This is a genomic window from Actinocrispum sp. NPDC049592 (assembly GCF_040675465.1).
In the GTDB taxonomy this organism is placed as follows: domain Bacteria; phylum Actinomycetota; class Actinomycetes; order Mycobacteriales; family Pseudonocardiaceae; genus Kibdelosporangium.
In genome coordinates this window covers 57,689-83,521 of sequence record NZ_JBFAPA010000031.1, presented here as the reverse complement: position 1 = coordinate 83,521, position 25,833 = coordinate 57,689, and the positions used below count along the sequence as shown (strand labels likewise).

22 protein-coding genes are annotated in these 25,833 nt (G+C 67.6%); 18 read left to right on the top strand and 4 right to left on the bottom strand.

Annotation, left to right across the window (positions count from 1 at the left end; all coding sequences use genetic code 11):
- Nucleotides 1-89 precede the first annotated feature (89 nt).
- Together AB0J95_RS49785 and AB0J95_RS49780 are read left to right on the top strand one after the other, a co-directional pair.
- Nucleotides 90-722: an NAD(P)-binding domain-containing protein gene (locus tag AB0J95_RS49785; RefSeq protein ID WP_364773639.1), complete on the top strand. Its 633-nt coding sequence runs from the start codon at nucleotides 90-92 to the stop codon at nucleotides 720-722.
- A gap of 457 nt (nucleotides 723-1,179) precedes the next feature.
- Nucleotides 1,180-2,562, top strand: coding sequence for an amidohydrolase family protein (locus AB0J95_RS49780; RefSeq protein ID WP_364773638.1), 1,383 nt, complete (start codon nucleotides 1,180-1,182; stop codon nucleotides 2,560-2,562).
- Nucleotides 2,563-2,618: 56 nt separating this feature from the next.
- Here the strand turns inward: AB0J95_RS49780 and AB0J95_RS49775 are convergent, their stop codons facing one another.
- The 4 genes from AB0J95_RS49775 to AB0J95_RS49760 form a co-directional block, all read right to left on the bottom strand.
- Complete coding sequence (locus AB0J95_RS49775; protein WP_364773637.1) at nucleotides 2,619-2,933, bottom strand: hypothetical protein; 315 nt, start codon at nucleotides 2,931-2,933, stop codon at nucleotides 2,619-2,621.
- 199 nt (nucleotides 2,934-3,132) lie between these two features.
- The gene (locus AB0J95_RS49770; RefSeq protein ID WP_364773636.1) at nucleotides 3,133-3,753 is read right to left on the bottom strand and encodes an ester cyclase; all 621 of its coding nucleotides are present in this window, start codon (nucleotides 3,751-3,753) and stop codon (nucleotides 3,133-3,135) included.
- A gap of 244 nt (nucleotides 3,754-3,997) precedes the next feature.
- Complete coding sequence (locus tag AB0J95_RS49765) at nucleotides 3,998-5,656, bottom strand: GMC oxidoreductase (protein WP_364773635.1); 1,659 nt, start codon at nucleotides 5,654-5,656, stop codon at nucleotides 3,998-4,000.
- Between the two features lie 371 nt (nucleotides 5,657-6,027).
- Nucleotides 6,028-6,474 (bottom strand): helix-turn-helix domain-containing protein, encoded by a 447-nt coding sequence (locus tag AB0J95_RS49760; protein WP_364773634.1) that lies wholly within the window; start codon nucleotides 6,472-6,474, stop codon nucleotides 6,028-6,030.
- Nucleotides 6,475-6,975: 501 nt separating this feature from the next.
- Here AB0J95_RS49760 and AB0J95_RS49755 point away from each other — a divergent pair.
- The 16 genes from AB0J95_RS49755 (at nucleotide 6,976) to AB0J95_RS49680 (ending at nucleotide 25,832) form a co-directional block, all read left to right on the top strand.
- Entirely contained in the window at nucleotides 6,976-7,413 is a 438-nt protein-coding gene (locus AB0J95_RS49755) for a MarR family transcriptional regulator (protein WP_364773632.1), read from the top strand.
- 379 nt (nucleotides 7,414-7,792) lie between these two features.
- On the top strand, nucleotides 7,793-9,010 hold the full coding sequence (locus AB0J95_RS49750; protein ID WP_364773631.1) for an oxygenase MpaB family protein: 1,218 nt from the start codon (nucleotides 7,793-7,795) through the stop codon (nucleotides 9,008-9,010).
- A 92-nt stretch (nucleotides 9,011-9,102) separates the two neighbouring features.
- On the top strand, nucleotides 9,103-9,888 hold the full coding sequence (locus AB0J95_RS49745) for a crotonase/enoyl-CoA hydratase family protein (RefSeq protein WP_364773630.1): 786 nt from the start codon (nucleotides 9,103-9,105) through the stop codon (nucleotides 9,886-9,888).
- A 25-nt stretch (nucleotides 9,889-9,913) separates the two neighbouring features.
- Nucleotides 9,914-10,690 (top strand): SDR family NAD(P)-dependent oxidoreductase, encoded by a 777-nt coding sequence (locus AB0J95_RS49740; RefSeq protein WP_364773628.1) that lies wholly within the window; start codon nucleotides 9,914-9,916, stop codon nucleotides 10,688-10,690.
- Between the two features lie 36 nt (nucleotides 10,691-10,726).
- Nucleotides 10,727-11,890 (top strand): thiolase family protein, encoded by a 1,164-nt coding sequence (locus AB0J95_RS49735; protein ID WP_364773626.1) that lies wholly within the window; start codon nucleotides 10,727-10,729, stop codon nucleotides 11,888-11,890.
- A gap of 20 nt (nucleotides 11,891-11,910) precedes the next feature.
- Complete coding sequence (locus AB0J95_RS49730) at nucleotides 11,911-14,064, top strand: acyl-CoA dehydrogenase (protein WP_364773624.1); 2,154 nt, start codon at nucleotides 11,911-11,913, stop codon at nucleotides 14,062-14,064.
- A gap of 27 nt (nucleotides 14,065-14,091) precedes the next feature.
- Complete coding sequence (locus AB0J95_RS49725) at nucleotides 14,092-15,267, top strand: acyl-CoA dehydrogenase family protein (protein WP_364773622.1); 1,176 nt, start codon at nucleotides 14,092-14,094, stop codon at nucleotides 15,265-15,267.
- A 227-nt stretch (nucleotides 15,268-15,494) separates the two neighbouring features.
- On the top strand, nucleotides 15,495-16,565 hold the full coding sequence (locus AB0J95_RS49720) for a CaiB/BaiF CoA-transferase family protein (RefSeq protein ID WP_364773620.1): 1,071 nt from the start codon (nucleotides 15,495-15,497) through the stop codon (nucleotides 16,563-16,565).
- A 51-nt stretch (nucleotides 16,566-16,616) separates the two neighbouring features.
- Entirely contained in the window at nucleotides 16,617-17,327 is a 711-nt protein-coding gene (locus AB0J95_RS49715) for a TetR/AcrR family transcriptional regulator (protein ID WP_364773618.1), read from the top strand.
- 91 nt (nucleotides 17,328-17,418) lie between these two features.
- Nucleotides 17,419-18,597: a cytochrome P450 gene (locus AB0J95_RS49710; RefSeq protein WP_364773617.1), complete on the top strand. Its 1,179-nt coding sequence runs from the start codon at nucleotides 17,419-17,421 to the stop codon at nucleotides 18,595-18,597.
- Between the two features lie 10 nt (nucleotides 18,598-18,607).
- Nucleotides 18,608-20,302, top strand: coding sequence for a class I adenylate-forming enzyme family protein (locus AB0J95_RS49705; RefSeq protein ID WP_364773615.1), 1,695 nt, complete (start codon nucleotides 18,608-18,610; stop codon nucleotides 20,300-20,302).
- Nucleotides 20,299-21,273: a phosphotransferase family protein gene (locus AB0J95_RS49700; RefSeq protein WP_364773614.1), complete on the top strand. Its 975-nt coding sequence runs from the start codon at nucleotides 20,299-20,301 to the stop codon at nucleotides 21,271-21,273. Before AB0J95_RS49705 ends, AB0J95_RS49700 begins: the two co-directional genes overlap by 4 nt.
- Nucleotides 21,273-21,647 (top strand): DUF6285 domain-containing protein, encoded by a 375-nt coding sequence (locus AB0J95_RS49695; RefSeq protein WP_364773613.1) that lies wholly within the window; start codon nucleotides 21,273-21,275, stop codon nucleotides 21,645-21,647. Before AB0J95_RS49700 ends, AB0J95_RS49695 begins: the two co-directional genes overlap by 1 nt.
- A gap of 14 nt (nucleotides 21,648-21,661) precedes the next feature.
- The gene (locus AB0J95_RS49690; protein WP_364773612.1) at nucleotides 21,662-22,762 is read left to right on the top strand and encodes an NAD(P)-dependent alcohol dehydrogenase; all 1,101 of its coding nucleotides are present in this window, start codon (nucleotides 21,662-21,664) and stop codon (nucleotides 22,760-22,762) included.
- Nucleotides 22,759-24,198 (top strand): aldehyde dehydrogenase, encoded by a 1,440-nt coding sequence (locus AB0J95_RS49685; RefSeq protein ID WP_364773610.1) that lies wholly within the window; start codon nucleotides 22,759-22,761, stop codon nucleotides 24,196-24,198. Before AB0J95_RS49690 ends, AB0J95_RS49685 begins: the two co-directional genes overlap by 4 nt.
- Entirely contained in the window at nucleotides 24,195-25,832 is a 1,638-nt protein-coding gene (locus tag AB0J95_RS49680; protein WP_364773608.1) for an MFS transporter, read from the top strand. The genes AB0J95_RS49685 and AB0J95_RS49680 overlap by 4 nt, the downstream gene beginning before the upstream one ends.
- The last annotated feature ends 1 nt before the right edge of the window (nucleotide 25,833 follow it).

Here is a 25,833-nt window from a genome sequence, read left to right as displayed (position 1 = left end):
GCGCCACAGCCCGTTTTACTTGACGCTTGAACAAAACGAGGATATCTTTAGTTCAAGCTTAAAGTAATTCGAACAAGGAGGACACCTTCATGCGCATCGCCATCATCGGAACGGGCAACGTCGGCGGCGGCCTTGCCACGGCGGCTGCCGCAACCGGACATCAGGTCAGCGTTGTGGCAGCCACCCACGAACACGCGGTCAAGCTCGCCGCGGACACCGGCGCCACGGCGGCAGAAACCCCAGCTGAAGCCGCTGTCGACGCGGACGTGGTGGTGCTGGCCGTACCGGCGGCTGCCGCCGCCGACGTGCTCGACCAGCTCGGCGACACCGTCGCTGGCAAAGTCGTCATCGATGCCACCAACCCGTTGAACGAGTCCTACAGCGACCTGACCACCTCCGGCACCAGCCACGCCGAGGCTTTGGCCGCCGCCGCGCCGCGCGCTCACGTGGTCAAAGCATTCAACACCGTGTTCGCCTCCCGGTTGACCAACACCAGCGAAGACGGCCAACCACTGGATGGCTTCTACGCAGGCAACGACGAGTCCGCTAAGGCAACCGTCGCCGAACTGCTGGCGTCGCTGGGCTTCCGCCCCATCGATGTGGGCGGTCTGCGCATGGCTCGTTCGCTGGAAGAGCTGGCATTGCTGAACATCACGATCAACGCACACAACGATTGGGTCTGGCAAAGCGCCTGGCAGCTCACCGGTCCCACCACCACCTGACCTCCGTCCGGCGTGCACGAACCGCGGCCAGCCCGCTGCGCGGCTCAGGCGGGCCTATGCGACTCGCTCCGCTGGGTCGTGCGATCCCTTGAGTGATCGGCTCGCCGATGCTCTCGTGGAAGCCGGGTTCCTACCATGTGGCGACGTTGACGCCGAGTCACCTTACGTGGTCGACGGTTCGAGATGACCTTCCGTAACACCGGTGGTGTACCCCCGGCCAACGCCTTGCTCTCCCCCGATGTGCGATCGATCGCGCAAACCAGTCCAGGAAACCTGCCGGCTCGCGCCATTGGGTCCCGGGGTTTCCCGGGTTCGAACGGCAGAGGTGTTGAGGCATTCTGCGGGTGTGTGTGTGTGTGTGTGGAGTGCGGAACTCGATCGGCCGCACCGCATCCGCGGCAGGGTGCGCACTCTGTCCAGTGTGGCGATCAAAGTCGCCTAACGACAGGAGATATCAGTGACCGTTTCCCACCCGCAGGACGCCGTCGATCAGCGTGACGCCGAAGTCGGGGCGGCGCTACGCGTTCCTGCGGGGCGGCGAATCCTGCTCGCTGGCGGCACTGTGCTCACACTCGATCCGGCGATCGGGAACCTGCTCGGCGACGTGCTGATCGAGGACGGAAGGATCACCGCAGTCGGCGTGGACCTCAAGGCGCGGGCAGGTGAGCACGCCATCGTTGTCGATGCACGCCACGCGATCGTCATGCCCGGGTTGATCGACTCTCACCTGCATGCCTGGCTTGGGCAACTGCGGGGTATCAGCCAGGGACTTGATTTCCCGGGCTACATGCAGCTGGTACACAGAGAAGTTGCGCCGCACTACCGCCCGGAGGACATGTACACCGGCAACTTGATCGCCGCGCTGATGGCACTCGACGGGGGCGTCACCACCATTCTTGACAACTCGCACAACGCGCGATCGCTGGACCACATGACCGCCGCGGTGCAGGGCCTGGCCGACGCCAAGATCCGGGCCGTGCACGCCACGGCCCCTCCTGTGGACGGATCGGTGCCCGAACCGGCCTGGCTGACCGCCGTGGAGCGTCTGCGGGAACGTCACTTCTCGTCCGAAGACCAACTGCTGACTATGCGGCTCATGGATCTCGCGCCGACCGAACGGCTCTGGCGGTACGCGCGCGACGAGGATCTATGGGTTACCACCGAAATGGGCGCACACGTTACCAACCTCGGTGACCTCGCGGCCGCCGGTCTGCTGACGGAGAAGCACACGTTCAACCACTGTCTCGCCTTGCCCGGGGATGACTGGAAACGTATCGGTGGCGCGGGAGCGACGGTGAACCTGTGCACCCGATCGGACACGCATTTCGGTCTGGGACAGATGATCCCTCCGGTCGACCAAGCGCTGAAGGCGAAGATCACTCCGGGATTGAGCACCGACAACGAGACGACCTACGTCTCGGACATGCTCACCGAGATGCAGCACCTCGTCACCGTCCATCGTGGACACACATTCGGCCGCCTGGCCGCAGGAGAGCAGGCAACTCAGCTGATGCCGCGACAGGTCCTCGAGTTCAGCACGCTTGGCGGCGCGGCCAACTGCGGCCTGAGCCACGTGACCGGATCGCTGACCCCTGGCAAACAGGCCGATGTCGTGCTCCTGCGCACGACCGACGTCAACACCTCGTTGGCCACCAATGCCTTCACCACAGTGGTGGGTTTCGCCAACCGCGGCAACGTCGATGCGGTCTTTGTGGGTGGCCGGATCCGAAAATGGCGCGGCCGGCTGGTCGGCCACGACTTGGCGGGAGTTCTGGAAAGGGCAGCTGCTTCACGCACGTATCTCATGGAACGAGTCGGTTTGACACCTGACAGGTTCTGATGCCCATAGAGCTGTCACCGTCCCCGTGGACGGTGACAGCTCATCGTTGGAACGGCTCAGCCAAGCTCAGAGCGGAGACGGTAGCTCGCCACGCCCCACCCGTTGAAGTCGCCCGAGTGGATGCTGCCCACGATGTAGTAGAGGTCTCCGGTCTGGCCCGGACGGCCCTTCGCGCAGTCGGGGTTGAAGTAGATCTCGACGTTGACCGGGGCGATGTTCAGAACGGACTTGGGTCGCTGCGGCACATTCACACATACGTCGACGACCTTGTAGTCGACCGGGATCTCGGTCCCCGTGAGATTGCGTCCCGAGTAGAACGACACGAAGTACCCGGGATCGGACTGGGTGGCGGCCACAGCGGGCTGGGCCACCACACCTGAACTGAGTGCCGCTGCGACAGCCGCTGCGACGGCGAAAGATTTGCGACGAACAGACATAGCGATTCACTACCTCCAGACAAGCGGACGAGTGGTACCCCACACCAAGCGACAAGCAAATCGCCACAACGGTTAAGCGGGGTTCGAGTGCTGCATGTGTCACTCGAACCCCGCATGCCGTTACTCCGGCGAGTCAGAGTATGCCGATCTGCCGGAAGAAGTTCAGGTTGTCCCAGTACAGGAATTCCTCGTCCATGGTGCCGCGCTTGTTCCACAGAGCGATGGTGACCATGTTGATGGAGTACTTCTTGCCGGTGGGTTTGATGAAGCCACCCTTGCCGTCGGGCATCGGCCGGGTGAACGTGCCCTGCATGACGCCCGCGAAGGCACTCAGGTCGTTGGTGGCCACACGGATGTAGTGGGTGTGGATGCTGGTGTCCGGCGCCCACGCGAACAGGGCTTTCATGTCTTCCGTGTGCTTTTCGAGGCCGTCGGTGTAGTGGCCGTCTGGCCAGTGCACGCGGATGTGCGGGGCGTGACTTTCGGCCAAACGCGGCCAGTCGGCGTGGTTGAACACGTCGAAGTCGGCCGTGTCGGACGTCTGGAGGTGACGGCGCTCCTCATTGGTGAGGCCCTTGGGGAAGGGTGGGCTCGGGACGAAGGTGGTTGCCGGGTCGGGCATCGGGACCCACGGGTGACCTTCGTGGTACGCCTCGGCGGCCTCAGCGGGCCCGATACCGTTTGTGAAAGCGGACAGTGCGAATGCTCCGAACGCGGCGGCACTGCCGTTGGTGATCAACGAACGGCGGTCCATTGACGTTTCCTCTCGGATGGGTTGTCGCGAAATGGGTGGGCGCAAGGCGCTCATTGCACGTTCTCGGGCGACCGAACTCAGCGGGTGCGCGTTCCCACGAGGGTCGCGGCTTGTAGCGCGCTTGTGGTGCGGTTTATTCGCTCCGAGCGATGCCACCATGTTAGTTGTGAAACAATACGTTTCACGTGGCTGATACTTGTCAATGCGGATGGTTGTCGTTTGCTGGCCGGCAAACGGCGTGCGATCACACCGACGCGTGACTGTGGATGGCCGCGGCCGCGGTTTCGCCGATGTACATGGTCGGGGCCATGGTGTGGCCGCTGACGAGATGCGGGAACACAGACGCGTCGGCGACGTACAGCCCGGTGACGTCACGGACCCGGAAGTCAGGGTCGACAACGACTTGCGGGTCGGAGAGGTTGCCCATGCGCGCGGTGCCGACAGGGTGGTACATCGTGACCGCGTCGGCACGGATCAGGTCGCGGTAGACATCGTCGCCAGCGTCGGCGGCCGGGTGCACGAACTCCGAGTACGGTGCGAGCGCTGTGGTGCGCAGCAATTGGTGGGCGTGCCGCAGGCCGGTGACGAACTCGTGGAGGTCACGGGGATCGGTGAGGTAACCGGGGTCGATCACGGGCGCCACGGCCGGGTCAGGGGAGGCAAGCGTCAGACTGCCGCGGCTGTGGGGATGTAGTTGCACGACCATGATGTAGTAGCCGGCTCGGTCGTCCTTGTGCGGTACGTCGGTGAAGTAGGTGCCGTTGCCGAAGTCGGGGTTGTAGCTCAGCAACACCTCGAAGTCCGGCCACGGCGTGCGCCGATCGGTGTTGAAGAAGCCGACGTTGTTCTCCTGGAAGTAGTTCGCCGGGCCGGAGCGGTCACGCAACCACTGGGCGATCCACTCGTCCTTGGCCGCCATGGGAATCGACCCCGTGGTACCGCGCCGGCCAAGACCGCGCAACTTCACTCCCAGATGGTCCTGCAAGTTCGCCCCGACACCAGGAACATCGGCCACGACATCGATTCCCAATGACCGCAGGTGCTGCGCCGGGCCGACACCAGACAGCATCAGCAGCTGCGGCGTGTTGTAGGCCCCTGCGGCCAGCACCACACCACGTCGAGCCCGCAGCTCGACCGGTCGGCCGTCACGGGTGTAGCGGATTCCATTGGCGCGACTGCCGTCGAACAGGATCCTGGTCGCATTCGCTCCGGTAAGGACAGTGAGATTGGGCCGTTGGCGCACTTCGGTGGACAATAGGGCATCAGCCGGGGTACGCCGCCGGTGGTCCGGGAACGTCGTCTCGAACCGGTCCACCACGTACGGCGACTCGGCGTCCACGTCCCCACGTGGCCCAAACCCGGCCTCCACAAACGCATCGGCGAGCCGATCGCTCAACGGGGTGGCCCGGTCCAACGGGGTCAGCCGAATGGGGCCACCTGAGCCGCGCTGCGAACTGGCCGCGGCCCGGGTGGTGTCCTCCAACCGCTTGAACGTCTCGATCGCGTGCGCGCCACTGAGTCTGGTCGCGCCCGCCTGGTTCATCGAGTCGTAGTCGGCCGGCACACCACGAAGCCACGCGCCGACGTTGATCGCGGCCGATCCGCCGATCACCCGGCCCCGGGGCTGGGCGATGCTCCTGCCGCCCAATCCGCCCTGACCGGTGGTCTGGTATCCCCAGTTGTAGTCGGTGTCCCACGCATGGAAGAACGCGCCTTGGATCCTGCTGGTCTCGTTGGTGTTCTCACCACCGGCCTCCAGCAACACGACCGAGGCGTGGCGATCCTCCGAAAGTCGTGCCGCCAGCACAGTTCCCGCAGGACCGGCGCCCACCACGACGTAGTCGACCGTTCCCGTCCCGGGTTGTCCGCGGTCGGTGACCATAGCGGTGCTGGGGTGGGTCATCGTGATCATCTTCTTTCGGTCCTATCAGGACAATCTGGTCGGCGCCGGACCCGCGATGAGGTCGGACTGATCCGGCCGACCTCGCGGACAGCGATTCAGCACAGGCGAACAAGAGCGGGGTTTGCCACCCCGCGGCCGGGGTGGCCGAGGTTTCCTGGATGACACGTCCGGCGGTCCGCACACCGGACCAGCGGGCGACGCCGGTGCGATGACCATGAGGCGTCCTCCCTCAGTTGGCGTCTCTGGTGGCCATTCGTGGGCCGGCTTCAGCGAGGCAGCTGCCGGGGTTGCCCGTCCCGACGATCGCGACACACATGACGATCTCTCTTGTTCATAAGTTCAAGCATGAAGTAAATCTAGAGCGATTTGGTTCAAGCGTCAAGCAAAAAACGGGATGTGACCCAGATCTCAACGGTGTCCGACGATGGGGCGACGCCGTCCGCACGCCGATGGGCGGCAAGTACGTCGGACATGTGCCGCTGGAGCAGGCCGATCAGCTCAAGGGCTTTGGCGGCGACCTCGAACCCCAGCGGGGTGAGGCTGTACTCGACATGCAGTGCGGTAGCCGTCTGGACGTCACGACGGACGAAGCCGTCACGTTCGAGAGCCTGCAGGGTCCGGGCGAGCATCTTCCGACTGACGCCATCGATCCGGCGGACCAGGGCATTGAATCGCACGGGTCCGCGAGCGAGAGCGCCGAGGGTCGGCATCCCCCAACGGCCAGTGATGTGCTCCAACGCGAGTCGGGCCGGGTCATGACTGGAGAACGCGTCGTACGCGATGTCGTTGGTGTGCGAGGAAGTCCCCCGGTCGACCATCGCGAGTCTCCGTTCTCGCCGCAAGGAAGGTCGCCGCTCCGGTCGAATGTCTATGGACAGTGAGGGCTCGAACATCATTGGTGCACATAGGAAACAACCGCGCATCACGGGGTCGCATCATCGTCTGCTGTGGACGGACTTGGCCATCTTGGGCGAGCACAGGTTGATGGTGACCACGACCCTGGCGCGGAGGCGTGCCGACGTGGCCAGTGCGGGTGGTGACTAGCTAGACCGCATGGTCAGGACGGCTTGCGGTCACGTGACCTCATACCCGAGAGTGGCGGCGGCAGCGGTCACACCGCCACGTCCGTCACCTGCGCCGAAGATCGCTATTCGCACGACGAGCTCCCACCTCCAGTGAAAGTTCAACATTGAAGCAAGCTAGGTGGTTTAGCTTCAAGAGTCAAGTAAACTGGTCGCGTGGCGCGCGAGTCGGATCGATCCGGAACGGATGAGGACACTCGATGGCTCACGCCTGGGCAGCGTTTGGCCTGGCTGGACATGGTCCGCCTGATCACCAGGCTGCCCGCGGCGCTGGACGCCCAGCTCGATCGGGACAGCGACTTGACCTTCTTCGAGTATCACGTGTTGTCGATGCTCTCCGAGGCTCCTGGTCACGTCCTGCGGATGAGCAGACTCGCCCAGCTGGCCAGCGCGTCGTTGTCGCGATTGTCCAATGTGGTCAAGCGGCTGGAGTCTCGCGGCCTGTTGCGTCGCGAGCCGGATCCGGATGACGGCCGTGCCACCTGTGCCGCATTGACCGATGCGGGTCTGCTCGCCGTTCAGGAGGCGTCGCATGGTCACGTCGCCATCGTTCGAGAGCTGGTCATCGATGCGCTGACGCCTGCGCAGCTCAACCAGCTACACGGCGCGTACGAGAAAATCCTCAGCCGCCTTGACCCGGTGGCCATCACTCGACCCGAATGGCTTGACAGTTAGGCCATTCCATCACGACGCACTCGTCCGGGCCGTGTGGAGGTTCGGTGCGTCGCCGGCGGGCGATGATGATTCCGGCGCCGGTGGTCGGCAACCGGGTGCCGGCGATCGCGCACCTGGCAGGCAGATGGGGATGGCCACAGCGGGACTCCTCGATGCGACTCGGCACCGAAGGTCAGACCCGCTTCGTCGCATCGGTCGCGAACCTCGCCGCACAAGCGGTCCGCGCATGTCTTGAGAAGTCGGACCAGGCCAGGTACCCGGCCGAAGCAGACAGAGATGCCGGTTCCATGCTGCCCGCGCACCACCCACGCCCGCCAGACGCAGCGGCAGGGTTGTACTAATATGACATCACCTTCAGAAACTCGCCGAGAGGACCGCCATGATCGTCGGCTCCGCCTTTGACCCGGCCTTCGCCGCGCCGTCACGGTTTCTCGCGGACCGCAAGTGGGCGCGGGCCGCGGCCGCACCGCTGGCCCCCTTCATTCGTGGTACGAGAGAGCCCACCCAAGACGAACTCGAAGTCATCGCACGAGGACTCCGGACCGAGGACGGGCAAGGACGGGGCCTGGCCGAAGCGATACACCGTGGTGATGTCACCTTCGCGCAGTTCCGGCGTGTTTTGGCTCAGCAGCAAAGCGATGAGGACATTCCCGCGCCGCTCGCGGAGTTCTTCCGCCACGTCGAGCAGCGGCCAGGCTGGGTCGACGACGCGCGACTACGGGAGGGCGCACGGGTGATGCGCCAGTTCGGTCCCAACCTCGTCGATGTGCTCAACGGTGCCCTGCTCAGCGGATACCGCAGTTCCGCCGACGTCGAACTGCTCGCGCGTACGGGGCGTCTCACCAAGGATCCCGTGCGACGGCTGGGCGAGACCATGAAATGGGTCATCGAGTGCGTACGGGAAGGCGGCCTGGAGCGCGACAGGCAGGGCTGGCAGCTCACGGTCCACGTGCGCGCCATGCATGCGTTGATCAACCATCGCTTTCGTGCGCGCGGTGACTGGGACGAGGACGTGCACGGCCTGCCGGTCAACCAGGCCGACCAAGGCGCGACGCTCGGCCTGCACTGCACGTACTACCTGCTCGGCGCGCGGATGCTCGGCATGCCCATCACTCGCGCCCAGGGTGACGCCGTGATGCACCTGTGGCGCTACATCGGCTGGCTCATGGGCGTCGCGGACTACTGGCTGCCACTGGACGAGCAGGACGGGCGGCGGAAGTTCTACCACCTGTCGCTCACCGCGCCGCCGCCCAGCGACAACTCTCGCCTGCTGGCCGCCGCGCTGGACCGGTCGCGCCTGGAGCTGACCTTCCCGCGGTTCCAGGCGTGGCGCCGGCGCTGGGAGCTGGCGAAGTTCCGGAGTCTGTCTCGTGTCCTGGCGGGCGGTCCGGCGATGCGCGAACTCGGCCTCCGTCTCGCACCGCCCTGGTATCACGTGCTGCGCATCCCCGTGAATCTCGTCAAGCACGGCCTGCTCGCCAGGCTTCCGGGCGGTCGCGCCTGGTTGCTGCGCCGTGGTGAGCGTCAGCTCGATCAGCTGCTCAGCTACCACTTCGGCGGCAAGCGGGCGGCGGTCGCACGGCACGAGGACGCCTGACCCAGAAGAAACCCGCGTGATTGACGGGATCCTGACGACCGCTTATCGTAATATGACGTCATATTCAGATTTATCCCGATGAGGGAGCTTTCTTGACCCAGACCAGCACGAACACCGATCCCGCAGTGCTCACCGAGATCCGTGACGGAGTCGGTGTGGTGACGCTGAACCGGCCCGAGGTCCGCAACGCGGTGAACAGCGCCATCGCGGTCGGTGTCGCGGCGGCCATGGACCACTTCGACGCGCGCGACGACGTCCGAGTCATTGTCATCACAGGCACGGGCAACACCTTTTGCTCTGGCATGGATCTCAAAGCGTTCCTCGCCGGAGAGATCCCCGCGCTGCCCGGACGCGGTTTGGCTGGTCTCACCGAGGCGCCACCCGCGAAGCCGCTCATCGCGGCTGTCGAAGGGTATGCGCTGGCCGGCGGGTTCGAGATCGCGTTGGCGTGCGACCTGCTTGTCGCTGCCGAGAATGCCGCGTTCGGCCTGCCCGAGGTCAAGCGCGGACTGGTCGCGGCGGGTGGCGGGCTGCTGCGGCTGCCACGGCGCATCCCATACCAGGTGGCGCTGGAGGCCGCGTTCACCGGCGACCCGATCGACGCGCGGCGCGCGCATGCGCTGGGTCTGGTCAACCGGCTCGCCGAACCGGGGCAGGCGCTCGTGGAAGCACTCCGGCTCGCCGACGCGATCGCCGCCAACGGCCCGCTGGCGGTGCGCGTGACCAAGCAGATCCTCAGCGAAGCCCCGGACTGGTCACGGGACGAGATGTGGCACCGCCAGGAGAAGCTCTCCGGCCCGGTGTTCGTCTCGGCCGACGCCCGCGAAGGTGCCGCCGCGTTCGCCGAGAAACGCGTTCCGAAGTGGACCGGCCGGTAGGGCCTCTCGACCAACAAGGAGCAGCATGGAAATCAACGGCATCTCGGCCGTCGTCACCGGTGGCGCGTCCGGGCTCGGTCTGGCCACCGCACAGCGGTTGCTCGAACGTGGCGCCAAAGTCGTCGTGCTCGACCTCCCCGGTTCGCGCGGCGAACAGGCCGTCGCCGAGTTGGCCGCGCAGACGTCGGGCACCGTGCGGTTCGTGCCGGGCGACGTCCGCGACGAGGACACAGCGACAGCGGCGGTCGCACAGGCAGCCCAGCTCGCTCCGCTACGCGTCACGGTCAACTGCGCGGGCACCGGCAACGCGATCCGGACGGTGAAGAAGGACGGAACTCCGTTCCCACAGGCCGACTTCGAACGCATAGTGTCGATCAACCTGTTCGGCACGTTCAACGTTCTGCGTCTCGCCGCGGCGAACATGGCCGCCAATGACCCGATCGACGGCTCGCGTGGGGTCATCGTCAACACCGCGTCGATCGCGGCGTTCGAAGGACAGGTCGGTCAGGCCGCGTACTCCGCTTCGAAGGGCGGCGTGGTCGGCATGACGCTGCCCATCGCGCGTGACCTCGCCGTATCCGGCATCCGCGTGGTGACCATCGCCCCGGGCCTGATGCGCACGCCGATCCTCGGCGACCTCCCGCCAGAGGCGCTCGACGCCATCGGCGGGGTCGTGCCGAACCCGCCCCGGCTCGGGTGTCCAGCCGAGTTCGGCCGGCTTGTCGAGTCGATTGTGGACAACGACTACCTCAACGGTGAAGTGATCCGCCTCGACGGCGCGCTGCGTCTCGGCCCCAAATGACCCGCTGTCCCCATCGAGGAGCCCAAGGAGCCATCCATGCGTGAGGCAGTCATCGTTGACGCGGTCCGCTCCCCCATCGGCCGTGGGAAGCCCGGCGGAGCGCTCTCGGGCGTGCACCCGGTCGACCTCTCGGCGCAGATCCTGCGCGCTTTGCGAGACCGCACCGGTGTGGACCCGGCAGCCGTCGACGACGTGATCTGGGGCTGCGTGTCCCAGGTCGGTGAGCAGACGGCCGATATCGCCCGGTACGCGGTGCTCGCCGCGGGTTGGCCCGAAAGCGTTCCAGGTGTGACAGTCGATCGGCAGTGCGGCTCGTCGCAGCAGGCCGTGCACCAGGCGGCGGCAGGCGTGATCGCGGGTCAGTACGACATCGTCGTCGCCGGTGGCGTGGAGTCGATGTCGCGGATCCCCATGGGGGCCGCGTTCGCCGAGGGCACGGTGGGTGTGCCGTTCAGCCCGCTGCTCGCCGAGCGATACCCGGGTGTGATGTTCAACCAGGGCATCGGCGCGGAGATGATCGCCACGGAGTACGGCTTCACCCGCGAGGAACTCGACGAGCACGCCCTGCAATCGCACGCCCGGGCCGCGGCCGCGATCGACGAGGGCCGGTTCGCCTCACAGGTCACGCCCGTGACCGTGCCAGACACCGGACAGCGGGTCGCCGCCGACGAAGGCGTCCGCCGGGACGGCACCCTCGCAACCCTCGGCAAGCTGCGTACCTCGTTCAAACAGGACGGCGTCATCACCGCGGCGAACGCCTCGCAGATCTCCGACGGTGCCGCCGCATTGCTGGTCACCACCAGCGAGATCGCCGCCGCGAACGGATGGACGCCGATGGCTCGCTTCCACACCGGCACGGTCGTGGGCGACGACCCGGTCGTGATGCTCAAAGGCCCGATCCCCGCCACCGCCAAGGTTCTCCGCCGTGCGGGACTGACCGTGGGCGACATCGGCGCGTTCGAGATCAACGAGGCGTTCGCCCCGGTCACGCTCGCCTGGCTGCGGGAGACCGGGGCGAACAGGGAACTGCTCAACCCCAACGGCGGCGCGATCGCGCTCGGCCACCCGCTCGGCGCGTCCGGCGCCCGGCTCATGACGACGCTCCTGCACCACATGCGGGACAACGGAATCCGATACGGCCTGCAGTCGATGTGCGAAGGCGGCGGCCAGGCAAACGCCACCGTCCTGGAACTGCTCTGAACCCGCGAAGGACCCCAGCCATGGCGATCGCCATCAGTGACAACCACAGGATGCTCGCCGAGTCGGTGGGCGCCTTCCTCGCCGGGCACGACGCCCGCGCGATGACGCGGGAACTGCTGGAGAACCCGCGGACAGAACGACCGAAGTGGTGGGCGGAGGCCGCGTCCATGGGGCTGCTCGGCATCCACGTGGCCGAGGAGCACGGCGGAGAGGGCTATGGCCTGACCGAACTGGTCGTGGTGCTGGAGCAGTTCGGGCGGCACCTCGCGCCGGGGGTACTCCTGCCCACGGTGACCGCGTCCGCCGTCCTCGGCGGCCTGGGCCCGGTCTCGACGCTCAGGCGACTGGCCGACGGGCAACTGACCGGTGCCGTCGGCCTGGATGGCTCGATAGTGTTGGAAGACAACGGCTTTGGGATGCGCGCACACGGCAGCGCCACGGTCCTCGGGGGTGGCGGTGCCGCCGTGTACGTGCTCGCGGCCGGCACGGATCTCATTGTGCTGCAAGCAGATCGTGACGGCGTCACGGTCAGGGTCCCGGACAACCTGGACCCGTCCCGGCCGAGCGCTCGTGTCACGGTGAACAACGTGCTGGTGCGGGACGACGACATCATCCGCGGTGGGCGTGACCGCGCTCTGGCGATCTACCGCCTGCTCGCCGCGGCCGAAGCCGTCGGCGGCGCCCAGGCATGCACCGAGATGGCCGTCGAGTACGCGAAGACCCGGGAGCAGTTCGGCCGGCCCATCGGGATGTTCCAGGCCGTCAAGCACCACTGCGCGAACATGCTCGTGGCGTCCGAACTGGCGACCGCCGCTGTGTGGGATGCGGCGCGCGCGGCGGCAGACGATCCACAACAGTTCGCACTCACCGCCGCAGTGGCTGTGCAGCAGGCGATTCCCGCGTTCACCGGCAACGCGAGCCTGAACATCCAGGTTCACGGCGGTATCGGCTTCACGTGGGAACACGACGCCCACCTTTATCAGCGGCGCGCGCTCGCGTTGGCCGCGTTCGCCGATGCCGAGGCGGCCGCGGCGGATGTCACGTGCCTTGCCGCCGAGGGGACCCGGCGGACGCTCGCCGTGGAGATTCCGGAGGAAGCGCGACAACAGCGGTCCGCCATCCGGGAGGTCGCCGCGAGCATCGCGGCCCGCCCGGCCGCCGAGCGGCGACAGGCGCTGGTGGATTCGGGATACCTGATGCCGCACTGGCCGAAGCCGTTCGGAGTGGAAGCCACCGCGGCGCAGCAGCTCATGATCGATGAGGAGTTCGCCGCCGCGGGCGTCGAGCGGCCCGTGCTCGGCATCACCGGCTGGGTCGTGCTGACACTGATCCAGCACGGCACCGCCGAGCAGGTCGAGCGATACGTACGGCCGGCGCTGCGCGGTGATCTCATGTGGTGTCAGCTGTTCAGCGAGCCGGGCGCGGGCTCCGACGCGGCCGGTATCCGAACGCGCGGCCGCCGCACCGAGGGCGGCTGGCTCGTCACCGGCCAGAAGGTATGGACGAGCGGCGCGCACCTTGCGGGCCGCGGGTTCGCAACCGTCCGCACCGATCCGGACGCGCCGAAGCACCGCGGCGTCACGATGATGGTCATCGACATGCATGCCCCTGGTGTGGAGATCCGGCCGCTGAAGATGGTGACCGGGCACAGCGACTTCAACGAGGTCTTCCTCACCGATGTGTTCGTGCCGGACGAGGATGTCGTCGGCGAGCCGAACAACGGGTGGGCCGTGGCGCGGGCGACGATGGGCAACGAGCGCGTCAGCATCGGCAACGGCCAGGGCGGCGGCGGAACGGTCGAGCTGGACCTGACCAGACTCGCCCGCACCGTCACCCCTGACCGCGCCCGCCCGCTCGGGGCGCTACTGGCGGAAGAACTGTCGCTGAGCCTGCTCAACCTGCGCAGGGCCGAACGAGCGCTCGCGGGAGCCGAACCGGGCCCGGAGGGCAACGTCACGAAGCTCGTACTGGCCGAATTCCTGCTGAAACGGTCGGCTTTCCTGATGAGCGCACTCGGCGTGGACGGCGCGTTCCTCGAACAGGGCTCGATGGCAGGCGTGCTCGCCGCGCTCGGCGCCCGCGGCATGACCATCGCGGGCGGCACGTCGGAGATCACCCGCAACCAGATCGCGGAACGCATCCTCGGCCTGCCGCGCGATCCGCTCGTCAAGTAGCCCTGTCGACTCCAGCGAGGACAACCCATGGCACACGACATCGCAGCCCTCCGCGCCCGGACCCGGGAGTTCATCGAGGAACGGGTGATCCCCGCCGAACACACCATCGACCAGGGCGGGCCCGCTGCTGCCGAAGCACTCACAAAACTCAAGCAGGAAGCCAAGTCCGCCGGCCTCTGGGCGCTCGGGCACCCCGAGCACCTCGGCGGGGGCGGGCTGTCGCTGTACGAGTTCGCGCTCGTCAACGAGATCATCGGCCGCTCGGAGTACGGCCAGCAGGCCGTCGGCAGCGTGACGATGCAGGACGCGATCATGCTCGACCGGTACGGCACCGAGGAGCAGAAGCGCCGCTGGCTGCACCCGATGGTCGCCGGCGAGATCTACCCCAGCGTCGCGATGACCGAACCCGAGGTGGCGGGCTCCGACCCGACGAGGATCCGCACGACCGGCACGCTCGACGGCGACGAGTGGGTCGTCAACGGGCACAAGTGGTTCGTCAGCGGCGCCCATGGCGCGGCGTTCACCACCGTCTTCGCCGTCACCGATCCCGGCGCGGAGAGCCCGCACCGCCGGATCTCCGCGGTCGTGGTCCCGAAGGGCACGCCGGGCCTGCAGATCGTGCGGGCGATCAGGACGATGGGCACCGACCGAGGCGATCACTGTGAGCTTCGGCTCACCGATGTCCGTGTGCCCGCGGACTCGTTGCTGGGCAAGCGCGGTGCCGGGTTCGCGGTGTTCCAGGACCGCGTCGGCCCGGGCCGGATCTTCCACGCGATGCGGTGGCTCGGCCAGGCGCAGCGGGCGCTGGAACTCATGGTGGCACGGGCGAAGACCCGCGAGGCGCACGGTTCGCTGCTGTCGGAGAAGGGCGAGATCCGGCGCTACATCGCCGAGTCGACTGCGGAGATCCAGGCCGCTCGGCTGCTCACGTTGGACGCCGCCCGCCGCTACGACCAGGACGGGCGCGCGAGCACCGAGATCAGCCTCGTCAAGTTCTGGGGTGCCCGCATGCTGCACAACGTCGTCGACTGCGCCATCCAGGTTCACGGCGCGCTGGGCGTCAGCGAGGACACGCCGTTGGAGGGCATGTACCGGCACGCGCGCTACGCCCGCCTCTACGACGGGGCGGACGAGATCCACCGCATGGTGGTGGCGCGTGCTGTTCTCAAGGGGGAAACCCCTTGGGACAAGCCACTTCTGTGACCTGTGGTCAGCGTGTGAACCGGCCCCCACGAAGCAGGTGTTGGTGACCATCAGGTCGCCCTCGGCGAGTCAAGCAGCTGGCAACAGGGAACCGTCGTTCAGCGCGATCGGTCCCCGGGGAACCTGAGACCTCGTGCCAGCGCGGTCATCCGGCCTGATTCGCCCACGGTGTCCTTTCCTTTCGACAGGAAATCGAGACGGAGAAACGGAAGTGGAGGAACAACACCATGCCAGGACCGTTGACCGGCCTACGCGTCGTGGAACTGGGCGGCATCGGCCCGGCGCCGCACGCCGCGATGGTGCTCGCCGATCTGGGCGCTGAGGTCGTGCGCGTCGAAAGGCCTGGCACTGTCCCGCAAGGCGATCTGTTGCAGCGCGGCAAGCGGCTGGTCGAGGCCGACCTGAAGACCACCGCGGGACGTGAGGTGGTGCTGGGCCTGATCGACAAGGCCGATGTGCTCGTCGAGGGCTATCGCCCCGGTGTCGCCGAACGACTCGGCGTAGGCCCGCAGGACTGCCATGCGCGCAACCCACGGCTGGTCTACGGGCGCATGACCGGTTGGGGCCAGCACGGTCCGTTGGCCGACCGCGCCGGGCACGACATCAACTACATCGCCCTCACCGGTGTGCTGGGTGCGGTGGGCAGGCGCGGCGAACGTCCGGTCGTGCCCCTGAACCTGGCCGGCGACTTCGGTGGGGGGTCGATGTTCCTCGTCTGCGGTGTGCTCGCCGCGCTGTGGGAACGTGAGCGTTCCGGCGAGGGCCAGGTGGTCGACGCGGCCATGGTCGACGGCGTGAGCGTCCTGGCGCAGATGACGTGGTCGATGCTGGGGCAAGGTGTCTGGCGCGACGAGCGGGGGGTGAATCTCCTCGACGGTGGCGCGCCGTACTACGACACGTACGTGTGCGCGGACGGTCGATACGTCGCGGTCGGTGCGCTGGAACCGCGGTTCTACGCAGCGCTGCTGGAAGGATTGGGACTGACCTCCGCCGGGCTGCCCGACCGGACGCTGCCAGGCGCGTGGCCTGTGCTGCGGGACGCGTTCACGGCCGCGTTCCTGGAACACCCGCGCGAGCACTGGGAGAAGGTCTTCACAGTCCTCGACGCGTGCGTGACGCCGGTCCTGAGCTTCGAGGAAGCCGCCGTGCACCCGCATCTGACCTCCCGCGGAACCATCACCCGGATCGGCGGCGTCGCCCAGCCAGCGCCCGCCCCGCGGTTCTCCCGCACTCCACCGGACCTGCCCACCCCGCCGCGGTCTGATGTGGACGACGCGAACGCCATGCCGGCGCAATAGACCTGATACTGACGTCAGGTTACTATGGCAGAGAACCGACCCGGGAGAACGATGACAACCAGCGCGGATCACCAGAACGCCGACGGGAAAACGCCGAACCACCCTGACTCGAGGGCCGCCTCGAGCGGCAGGGCGCCGCTGCGCCGCCAGGACGGCCGGATCCTCGCTCCGGGCTCAAAGGGCGCCGCGACCCGTCAGCGCCTGCTCGACGCCGCACGCCGCCTGCTCGAACAGCAGGGCTACCGGGCGACCACGGTCGCGCAGATCAGCGAGTCCGCAGGTGTCAGCCTGGGTACGTTCTACCAGTACTTCCGTGACCGCGCCGATGTGATGGCGGCACTGGCGCAGAGCTACGTCACCGAGGTGCTCGACGGCGGCCGGGTTCACTGGTCGATCGACAACGGCAGGAGCGCCCTCAACGCCATGCTCATCGACTACGTCACGACCTACGCCGAGAACGCCGCCTTCAACCAGGTGTGGGAGGAGGTCTGCCAGACCGAGCCGGAACTGGCCGACCTGCGCCGGGAACTCACCACCACAGTCGAGGCCAGTGTCGTGACAGCACTGCGACGCGGAGCGCGCAAGAACTTGTTCCCGCCCGTCCGAAACCCGGCCGCGACCGCCCGTGCGTTGTGCGCCCTGGCCGATCGCTTCTGTTACCTGACCTACGCGTTCGACCCCGCCGAGCCTCCGATGGACCCGGTGATGGCCGCCGAGCTGATCGCGGACATCTGGGCCCGGACGGTCGGCCTGCCCGACTGACCGCATCGATCCTGGCTGGCGACCATTGCCAACCACAAATCTGAATATGACGTCATATACAACCCACTGAGTCGATCCCACGGGAGGACCCGTGCCCGTCAGCACCGATTTCGACCTCTACGACCCGGCATTCCTGGCCGATCCGTACCCGTTCTACGCGTGGCTGCGGGCCGAGGCGCCGGTGCTGCGGCTACGCGATCCCGACGTGTGGTTGTTGAGCCGCCACGAAGACGTGCACGCGGCGCTGCGCAGCCCGGAGAAGTTCTCGTCCGCCGATGGCGTCGCCTTCGGCAGGCAAGGGGGTGCCGGATCGCTCATCGCCACCGACGCACCTGACCACACGCGCCTGCGGCGCGTGCTGAGCCAGCAGTTCACGCCACGCAGCATTGCCCGACTGGAGAACGAGGTCGGCGCTGTCGCTGCCACGCTGCTCGACGGCGTGGCCGGGCTCGATTCGTTCGACTTCATGGATCTGGTGGGCGCCCAGCTGCCCACCCGCGTCATCGGGAACTACCTTGGCATCGACCCCGAGGGCTGGCGTGACTACAAACGCTGGTCCGACATGCTGATCGAGATATCCTGGGCCCGCTCCGCCGACACTCAGTTCGCCGCCGTGGCCCACGCGACCGTCATGGAAGTCGTCGGCTTCTTCGCGGGCCAGATGGCACAGCGGCGGGTCGCTCCGGCCGATGACCTCATTGGACGGCTGGTCACGGCCGCGGACCGCGACAGCACTCTCACCGACGAAGAGGTACTCAACTTCTGTTCGTTGCTCATGCTGGCGGGGAACGTGACCACGTCCTCGGCTCTCGCGCACGCGGTGCTGCTGCTGATCGAACACCCACATCAACGCGCGGCACTGTGTGAAGATCCAGACCTGATCCCCCAGGCCATCGAGGAGATCGTCCGGTTCGAGTCCCCGGTCCAGGGCTTCGTCCGCACACTCACCCAAGACCTCGAACTGCACGGCGAGCGCCTGGCCGCTGGTGAGCAGGTGATGCTGTCGTTCGCCTCAGCCAACCGTGACGAGGACGCCTTCGACGACGCCGCGGTCTTCGACATCACCCGTAAGCGATCGGCGAGCGTCGCGTTCGGCGCTGGTCCGCATTTCTGCCTTGGCGCCTGGCTGGCACGTTTGGAACTACGTGAGGCCATCGCGGCGATGCTCCCGCTCATGGACGACTGGCAGCTCGCCCCCGACAAGCCGGTCACCCGCGTGCCCACTCCCGCGTTCCGTGACGTCGCCGGCCTCCGGCTGATCCGCCGCTGAGGAGAAAACCTTGTACACCAATGATGTTGTCAAGAAGGTCATCGGCGAGCTGACAGCCGAAGGCGCGCCGTTCGAAATCGACGAGCGCGAGGTCCTGGGCCGGCGGATGAAGGTCTGGCGTCACGCACCGGGCACGCTGGGCGATCTGCTGGGCAGCGGGCAGGACTGGGGCGAGATCACCTATCTGGTGCAAGACGACCGGCGGCTGAGTTATGCCGCCCATGCTCGCGCAGCGGCGTCGGTGGCCCGCTGGCTCGCGTCCGAAGGGCGCGTCCGGCGCGGAACCCGGGTCGCGATCGCATCGAGCAACCGGATCGAATGGAGCATCGCGTTCTGGGGCGCCGCGGCGGCGGGGGCGATCGTGGTGCCGCTCAACAGCTGGGGAACGGGCGAGGAGTTGCAGTACGCCCTCGCCGACAGCGGCAGCACGGTCCTGTTCGCCGACGCGTCCCGGCTCTCCCGGCTCGAGGGGCGTCTGGAGAGCTGTACCGTCGTCGCGCTCGACGAGCCACCGGTCGCCTTCGCCAACGCCGTGCGGATGGGCGCGATAGCCGATCCGCACGCGCCGTTCGCCCTGCCCGAGGTGGGTCTCGGCCCGGACGACGACGCGACGATCTTCTACACGTCAGGCACCACCGGCCGTCCCAAAGGCGCCGTGGGTACGCACCGCAACATGCTGACCAACGTCTACAACCTCCTCTTCGCGGGCGCGCGAGCCGAGGCACTCGCCCGCGCCACTGGTGCGACCCGGCCCGGGGCAGCAGCGCCGCCGCAGGAGTCCACTTTGGTCACCGTCCCGCTGTTCCACGCCACCGGCTGCCACGCCACGCTGGTGACCGCGATGGCGCAGGGCGCGAAACTGGTGCTGGTACACCGGTTCGACGCCGCGGCCGCGGTCGACCTGATCGAGCGAGAGCGGCTTACCCGGCTGGTCGGCGTACCCACGACGGTGCAGGCGGTGCTGGACGCTGGAGCGGGACGCGACCTGTCGAGCATCACCTACGTCGCGTTCGGTGGATCGCCCGCACCGCCCGCGCTGCCGCGGCGGATCGCCGAGCAACTGCCCCAGGCGTCGTGCGGCGTCGGCTACGGACTCACCGAGAGTTCCGCGAACATCACGACCAATATCGGGACCGAGTACCAGGAGCACCCGGACAGCGTGGGAACGACGTGCCCAGTGCTGGACGTCGCCGTCATCGACGAGACCGGGATCGTGCTGCCGCCCGGCGTCACGGGCGAGATCGTTGTTGCCGGGCCGAGCGTCGTCCGCGGCTACTGGAACCGGCCTGAGGAGACCGCCACGGCATTCCCGGGTGGGTGGTTGCGCACCGGCGACGTCGGCAGGATCGACGATGAGGGCCGGATCTACCTCAGCGACCGGATCAAGGACGTCATCATCCGGGGCGGCGAGAACGTGTACTGCGCCGAGATCGAGAACGTGCTCTGCGACCACCCGAAAGTCGCATACGCGGCCGTGGTCGGGCGTCCACACCCGACGCTGGGCGAGGAGGTCGTCGCGTTCGTGACGCCCGGCCGGGAGGTGCCGGACGCGGAGGAGCTGCGGTCCTATGTGGCCGGTCGGCTGGCGGCGTTCAAGGTACCGGCCACCGTGATCGTGTCGGAAGAACCCCTGCCGCGCACGGACACCGGCAAGCTGCGCAAGGACGTGCTGCGCGCCCGGTTCGATGAATGGGTCCGGTCGTGAGCGCGGAATCATCGGCGGCGGACACGCTCGCTCATGCCCTTGACGCGGTTGCCGTCGAGCAGCTCTCGCGGCTGTCCGGCGGGGCTTCCCTGGAGACCTGGGTCGCGACCGTGACCGGCCGCGAAGGCACTCGCAAGGTGATCCTGCGGCGCGACCGGCCCGGACCGCCGCAGAGCGACCGAATCGCGGAAGCCGCAGTGCTGCGACAGATGGCGTCCGCGGGCGTCCCCGTCCCCGCTGTCCTCGCCGCAGGGCCCGCCAGCGAGAACGGCCCCGCCTACCTGGTCCTGGAGTTCCTCGAAGGTGTGACCATTCCCCGGAAAGTGCTGCGCGACAAAGAGTTCACCGCCGCACGCGAAGTGCTCACCGCGGATGTCGGGCGAGCCCTCGCCCGCATCCATCGTGTGCCGCCCGCCCACCTGCCGTTCCTCCCAGCCGCACTGAGCCCACGAGAATCGGTCGAGCGGCTCGCGGAAGCCACCGAGCGGTTCGGCGACGGAATGGTGTCGCCGGTGTTCGCTCTCGCCGCGCGCCGTCTGCTGGAGACCGCACCCGAAGGCGGTGAACCCGTTGTGGTGCACGGAGATATCCGTACGGGCAACCTCATGGTCGGCCCGCGCGGACTCATGGCGGTCCTGGACTGGGAGTTGACGCACCTGGGCCAGCCCGGCGAGGACCTCGGCTGGTTCTGCGTGCGGGCGTGGCGGTTCGGCAACGACGCTCACGAAGCGGGTGGTCTCGGACGTCGTGACGAACTCCTGGCCGCCTACGCCGATGCGGGCGGGTGGCCGATCGGCAAGGCCGACCTCGATTTCTGGGAGCTGCACGGGACGCTCAGATGGGGGGTGACCTGCCTGTCGCAGGTAGCGGTCCATCTGTCCGGACACGCCCGCAGCGTGGAACTCGCGGCGATCGGACGGCGCGTCTCAGAGGTCGAGTACGACCTGATCCAGCTCATGAGGAGGACGTGATGCAACACCTTCCCGGCGCCGCCGGGCTCGTCCAGGCGGTGGCCGAATGGCTCGACGGGCTCGGCCGCGACTCGTTGAGCGGAGCCGACAGGTTCCACGCCCGGGTGGCCGTGAACGCATTGCGGATCGTCGAACGCGAGCTGCACGCGGGCCCGGATTGGCATGCGCACGACCGCACCGTATTCGCCGGCTTCCTCACGCCCGGGACCACAACGGCCGACGACGCCGGACTGGCGACCTCACTCGCCCGGCGCATCTCCGCGGGTGACCTGGATGACCGGGTTCCCGACCTGCTGACCGCGCTGCACGGATACGCCGTACGGCGAGTGAGCGTGGACAACCCGAAGTACCTGCTGCCCGAAGACCGTCCGTGAAGGGCCGACCGACCATGCGAATCACCGCCGCCGTGCTGCGCGCCGCGGACGGCCCATATCACCTCGAAGAGGTCGATCTGGCCGATCCGGGGCCTGCTGAGCTCCTCGTCCGGATCGTCGGCACCGGGTTGTGCCACAGCGACCTTCTGCCCCGCACGCCGGGTTTCCCGGCCGCGCCGCCGATCATCACCGGGCACGAGGGCGCCGGGATCGTCGAGGCCGTCGGCGAGGGCGTCACCGGCTTCGTGCCCGGCGATCACGTGGTGCTCTCGTTCGACTCGTGCCACCAGTGCGGCCGTTGCCGCACCGGACACCCCGCCTATTGTGACACGTTCTTCCCACGCAACCTCAGCGGTACCACGGTGACCGGCGATACTCCGGTACGGGATGCCTCAGGCGCGCCGGTCGCCGCACGGTGGTTCGGCCAGTCGTCGTTCGCGACGCACTGCCTGGCCAGTTCGCGCAATGCGGTGAAAGTGGATCCGGGGCTGCCATTGGAGCTGCTCGGCCCGCTCGGCTGCGGCGTGCAGACCGGGGCGGCGACGGTGTTCGCGGCGCTTGGCGTCGAGGCGGGTACGAGTGTGGTCGTGTTCGGCGCGGGCGGAGTCGGACTGAGCGCCGTCATGGCCGCGAAGGTCGCGGGTGCCACCACGATCGTGGCCGTCGACCTGGTCAAGAACCGTCTGGCGCTCGCGGAGGAACTGGGCGCCACCCACACCTTCGACGGTGCGCAGCCCGATCTGGCGGAGCACATCGTGCGGGTGACCAACGGTTCTGAGTACACAGTGGACACTACTGGTGTGCCGTCCGTGATCACCACCGCGGTGAACGTGCTGCGGCCCGGCGGCACTTGCGGCGTGCTGGGTGTGCAGCGGGGCGACCTCGTGCTGCCGCCGACCGCGTTGGGCGTCGGCCGCAACATCATGGGCATCATCGAGGGCGATGCCGTTCCGCAGACCTGCATCCCACCACTCGTCGAACTGTGGCGCCAAGGGCGGTTCCCGTTCGACAAGCTGATCCGGACCTTCCCCCTCGACCGGATCAACGAGGCCGAACAGGCCTGCCTCAGCGGTGACGTGGTCAAGCCGGTGCTCCTGCCTGGAGACCAGCGGTGAAGCCGTTCTACGTCGCCGGCACCTGGCAGACCACCAGCGCGGCCCTCCCCGTCATCTCCCCCGCCGACGAGCAGGACATCGCCACCGTCGCGTTGTCCGCCCCATCCGATGTGGACCGCGCGGTAGCCGCCGCGGACCGTGCTCTGCGGTCGCCCGAGTGGCAGTCGGCGGACAACCGGATCCGTTTGCTCACCCGGTTCGCCGGCGAACTCGACAGCAACTCAGCCGAGCGGGCGCGGCTGACCAGCGTCCAGAACGGAATGCCGATCACGCTCGCCACAGCGACCGAAGCCCCGGGGCCGGTCGGGCTGTTGCGGTACTACACCGCGCTGGCCGCTGCCATCCCCCAGGAGGAGCGCCGGCCGCGACTCGACGGACGCGGTGAGACCCTGCTGCGGCGTGAACCGGTCGGCGTGGTCGCGGCGATCGTGCCGTGGAACTTCCCTCAACTGCTCACGATGTTCAAGCTGGCGCCCGCGTTGGCGGCTGGGTGCGCCGTCGTGCTCAAACCGGCGCCGGAGACGACACTCGACGCGCTCGAACTCGCCGCCGCGGCTGAACGCGCCGGTCTGCCGCCGGGGGTGCTCAACGTCGTCACGGGCGACGGGGTCCTCGGCGAACATCTGGTGGCGCACCCTGGCGTGCACAAGGTCGCGTTCACGGGGTCCACCGCGGCGGGCCGCCGCATCGGCGAGATCTGCGGCCGGCTCGTGCGGCCGGTCACGCTGGAACTGGGCGGTAAGTCGGCAGCGATCGTGTTGGACGACGCGGACCTCGAGGCAACTGTCACCGGCCTGGCGACCGCGTCGCTGCTCAACAACGGCCAGACCTGCCACCTGTCCACGCGGATCCTCGTGCCGCGCCACCGTCACGACGAGGTGTTGGACGCGGTCGCCGACATGGCGTCCAGCCTCGTGGTCGGCGATCCGCTCGATCCCGAGACGCAGGTGGGACCGCTGGTCAGCAAGCGGCAACGACGGCGAGTGGAGAAATACATCTCGCTCGGCAAGCGCGCAGGCGCCACGCTGGCCGCCGGCGGCCGCCGACCGGGTCTGCGCCGTGGCTGGTTCGTGTCCCCCACAGTGTTCGGCAATGTCAGCAACGACAGCCTGATCGCGCGGAACGAGATCTTCGGGCCTGTGCTGGCGGTGATCCCGTACCGGGACATCGACGAAGCCGTCGCCATCGCCAACGATTCCCAGTACGGCCTCGGCGGCACGGTCTGGACGTCCGATGTGGAGCGTGGCCTGGACGTGGCACGCCGCGTCGAAAGCGGCACCGTCGGCGTCAACTTCTACGACATCGATGTGGGCGCTCCGTTCGGCGGCGTCAAAGCGAGCGGTCTGGGGCGGGAACTGGGTCCGGAAGGACTGACCGCGTACCAGCACCTCAAGTCGGTCTACCTGCAGCCCAACGACCCCCGGAGGCCGTCATGACGCGGACGTATCCCTTATGGAAGCGCGAGTTCGACCACTACCCCGCCAACGGCCCACGCTTCCGCAATCTTGCGATCGTCGTCCTGGCAACGATTTCGCTCTATTTCATGATATACGTCACTTCGGCCGTGGCCGTGTCCGTCATGCGGCACTTCGAGATGTCGTTCGGCTACTTCGCCGTCGTGGCGATCATCGGGGGCGTCGCCGGAGCGATGGCCGCGCTCGCCGCCGGAGCCCTGGACCGCTGGGGCCGCGCCAACACCGTCGCCTACGGACTGCTGCTCGTCGCCCTGGTGACGACCTTCGTCCTGCCTGCGGTGCCGAACAAGGAGCTCTTCCTCCTGCTGTCGGCCGTCATGGGGTTCGTGGAAGGCCTGATGCTGGTGGCGTCACCGGCCATGGTTCGGGACTTCTCGCCGCAACTCGGCCGCGCCACCGCGATGGGCCTGTGGAACACCGGACCCGTCGTCGGGAGCCTGATCGTCGCGCTGGTGGCGAGCCTGACACTCAGCAGTTCGTCGTGGCAGCAGGAGATCCGGTACGCGGGCATCGCGGGCATCGTGGTGTCCGTTGTCGCCATCCTCGGACTACGCGACCTTCCGGCCCGGATCCGCAACCAGGTCATCGTGTCGGCGCAGGACAGTGCGCTGGTCGAGGCTCGCGGTGAAGCCGAAAGCCTGGAAGTCGGGCGCTGGCGGACGGTGCTGCGCCTGGACGTCGTGCTGCCCGCGATCGGAATCGCGTTCAACCTGCTCTTCTACTTGACCATGGTCGGCAACAGCGCCGTCTTCTTCTCGACGGTGCACGGCTGGTCGGAGCAGCAGGCGAGCGGTGTCAACAACTGGGTGTGGACATCCCAGGCAGTGTCCATGATCGTGATGGGCGTCCTGTCCGACCGATTGCGAGTCCGCAAACCGTTCATCGTGGCGGGTACGATCGCCGCACTGTGCTGTACGGCCATGTTCACCGCCGTGGCCACATCACCCGGCGTGAGTTACCCGGTCGTGGTACTGCTGTTGGTCGCGATCAGCGTGTCAGGTTCCGTGTCCTACGCCCCGTGGCTCGCGGGCTTCACCGAGAACATCGAGCGCCACGGCCCTGCCGCGACAGCCGCCGGCCTCGCCATCTGGGGCTGGACGACCCGCATCGTCACGGCCCTGGCGGCAATCGCCATCCCGCTGGTCGTCACCGGGGTGACACCTCTCGTCGAACACGGCAAGCAGGTCACGGAAGCCCAACTGCGCGCAGCACCAGCACAGGTCATCGTGGCGCAACACCCGGCGCTGTTCGAGGAGCTGTCGCGCTATCCGGCCACCTCGATCCCCGCCGACCTCGCCACCCGCGCCGCAACCGAAGTCGGCCTTGCCGGCCTCGACACCGTCGCCAAGGCAGCGCCCGACCTCGCCGTCCTGGCGGAATTCGGACCGGAGGTCGCCCGCGCGTCCACCGAACTCCCACGGCAATGGGAACTCTGGTTCTGGATATGTGTGGCCGGGCAACTGCTGTTCCTGCCCACCACATTCCTCATCCGTGGCCGTTGGAGCCCTCGCCGCGCCCGAGCAGACCTGGCGGAACACGAACGGGAGGTCTCCCGCGAGTTGAACGCGTTGGCTCACCACAGCGGACAACCGTGAC

Bases quoted from the DNA above. Each gene is read 5' to 3' on its own strand.
- AB0J95_RS49740 (WP_364773628.1), top strand. From the start codon at position 9,914: ATGGAAATCAACGGCATCTCGGCCGTCGTCACCGGTGGCGCGTCCGGG.
- AB0J95_RS49750 (WP_364773631.1), top strand. From the start codon at position 7,793: ATGATCGTCGGCTCCGCCTTTGACCCGGCCTTCGCCGCGCCGTCACGG.
- AB0J95_RS49760 (WP_364773634.1), bottom strand. From the start codon at position 6,474: ATGGTCGACCGGGGGACTTCCTCGCACACCAACGACATCGCGTACGAC.
- AB0J95_RS49695 (WP_364773613.1), top strand. From the start codon at position 21,273: ATGCAACACCTTCCCGGCGCCGCCGGGCTCGTCCAGGCGGTGGCCGAA.
- AB0J95_RS49785 (WP_364773639.1), top strand. From the start codon at position 90: ATGCGCATCGCCATCATCGGAACGGGCAACGTCGGCGGCGGCCTTGCC.
- AB0J95_RS49735 (WP_364773626.1), top strand. From the start codon at position 10,727: ATGCGTGAGGCAGTCATCGTTGACGCGGTCCGCTCCCCCATCGGCCGT.
- AB0J95_RS49715 (WP_364773618.1), top strand. From the start codon at position 16,617: ATGACAACCAGCGCGGATCACCAGAACGCCGACGGGAAAACGCCGAAC.
- AB0J95_RS49765 (WP_364773635.1), bottom strand. From the start codon at position 5,656: ATGACCCACCCCAGCACCGCTATGGTCACCGACCGCGGACAACCCGGG.
- AB0J95_RS49680 (WP_364773608.1), top strand. From the start codon at position 24,195: ATGACGCGGACGTATCCCTTATGGAAGCGCGAGTTCGACCACTACCCC.
- AB0J95_RS49755 (WP_364773632.1), top strand. From the start codon at position 6,976: ATGGTCCGCCTGATCACCAGGCTGCCCGCGGCGCTGGACGCCCAGCTC.
- AB0J95_RS49690 (WP_364773612.1), top strand. From the start codon at position 21,662: ATGCGAATCACCGCCGCCGTGCTGCGCGCCGCGGACGGCCCATATCAC.
- AB0J95_RS49720 (WP_364773620.1), top strand. From the start codon at position 15,495: ATGCCAGGACCGTTGACCGGCCTACGCGTCGTGGAACTGGGCGGCATC.
- AB0J95_RS49730 (WP_364773624.1), top strand. From the start codon at position 11,911: ATGGCGATCGCCATCAGTGACAACCACAGGATGCTCGCCGAGTCGGTG.
- AB0J95_RS49770 (WP_364773636.1), bottom strand. From the start codon at position 3,753: ATGGACCGCCGTTCGTTGATCACCAACGGCAGTGCCGCCGCGTTCGGA.
- AB0J95_RS49725 (WP_364773622.1), top strand. From the start codon at position 14,092: ATGGCACACGACATCGCAGCCCTCCGCGCCCGGACCCGGGAGTTCATC.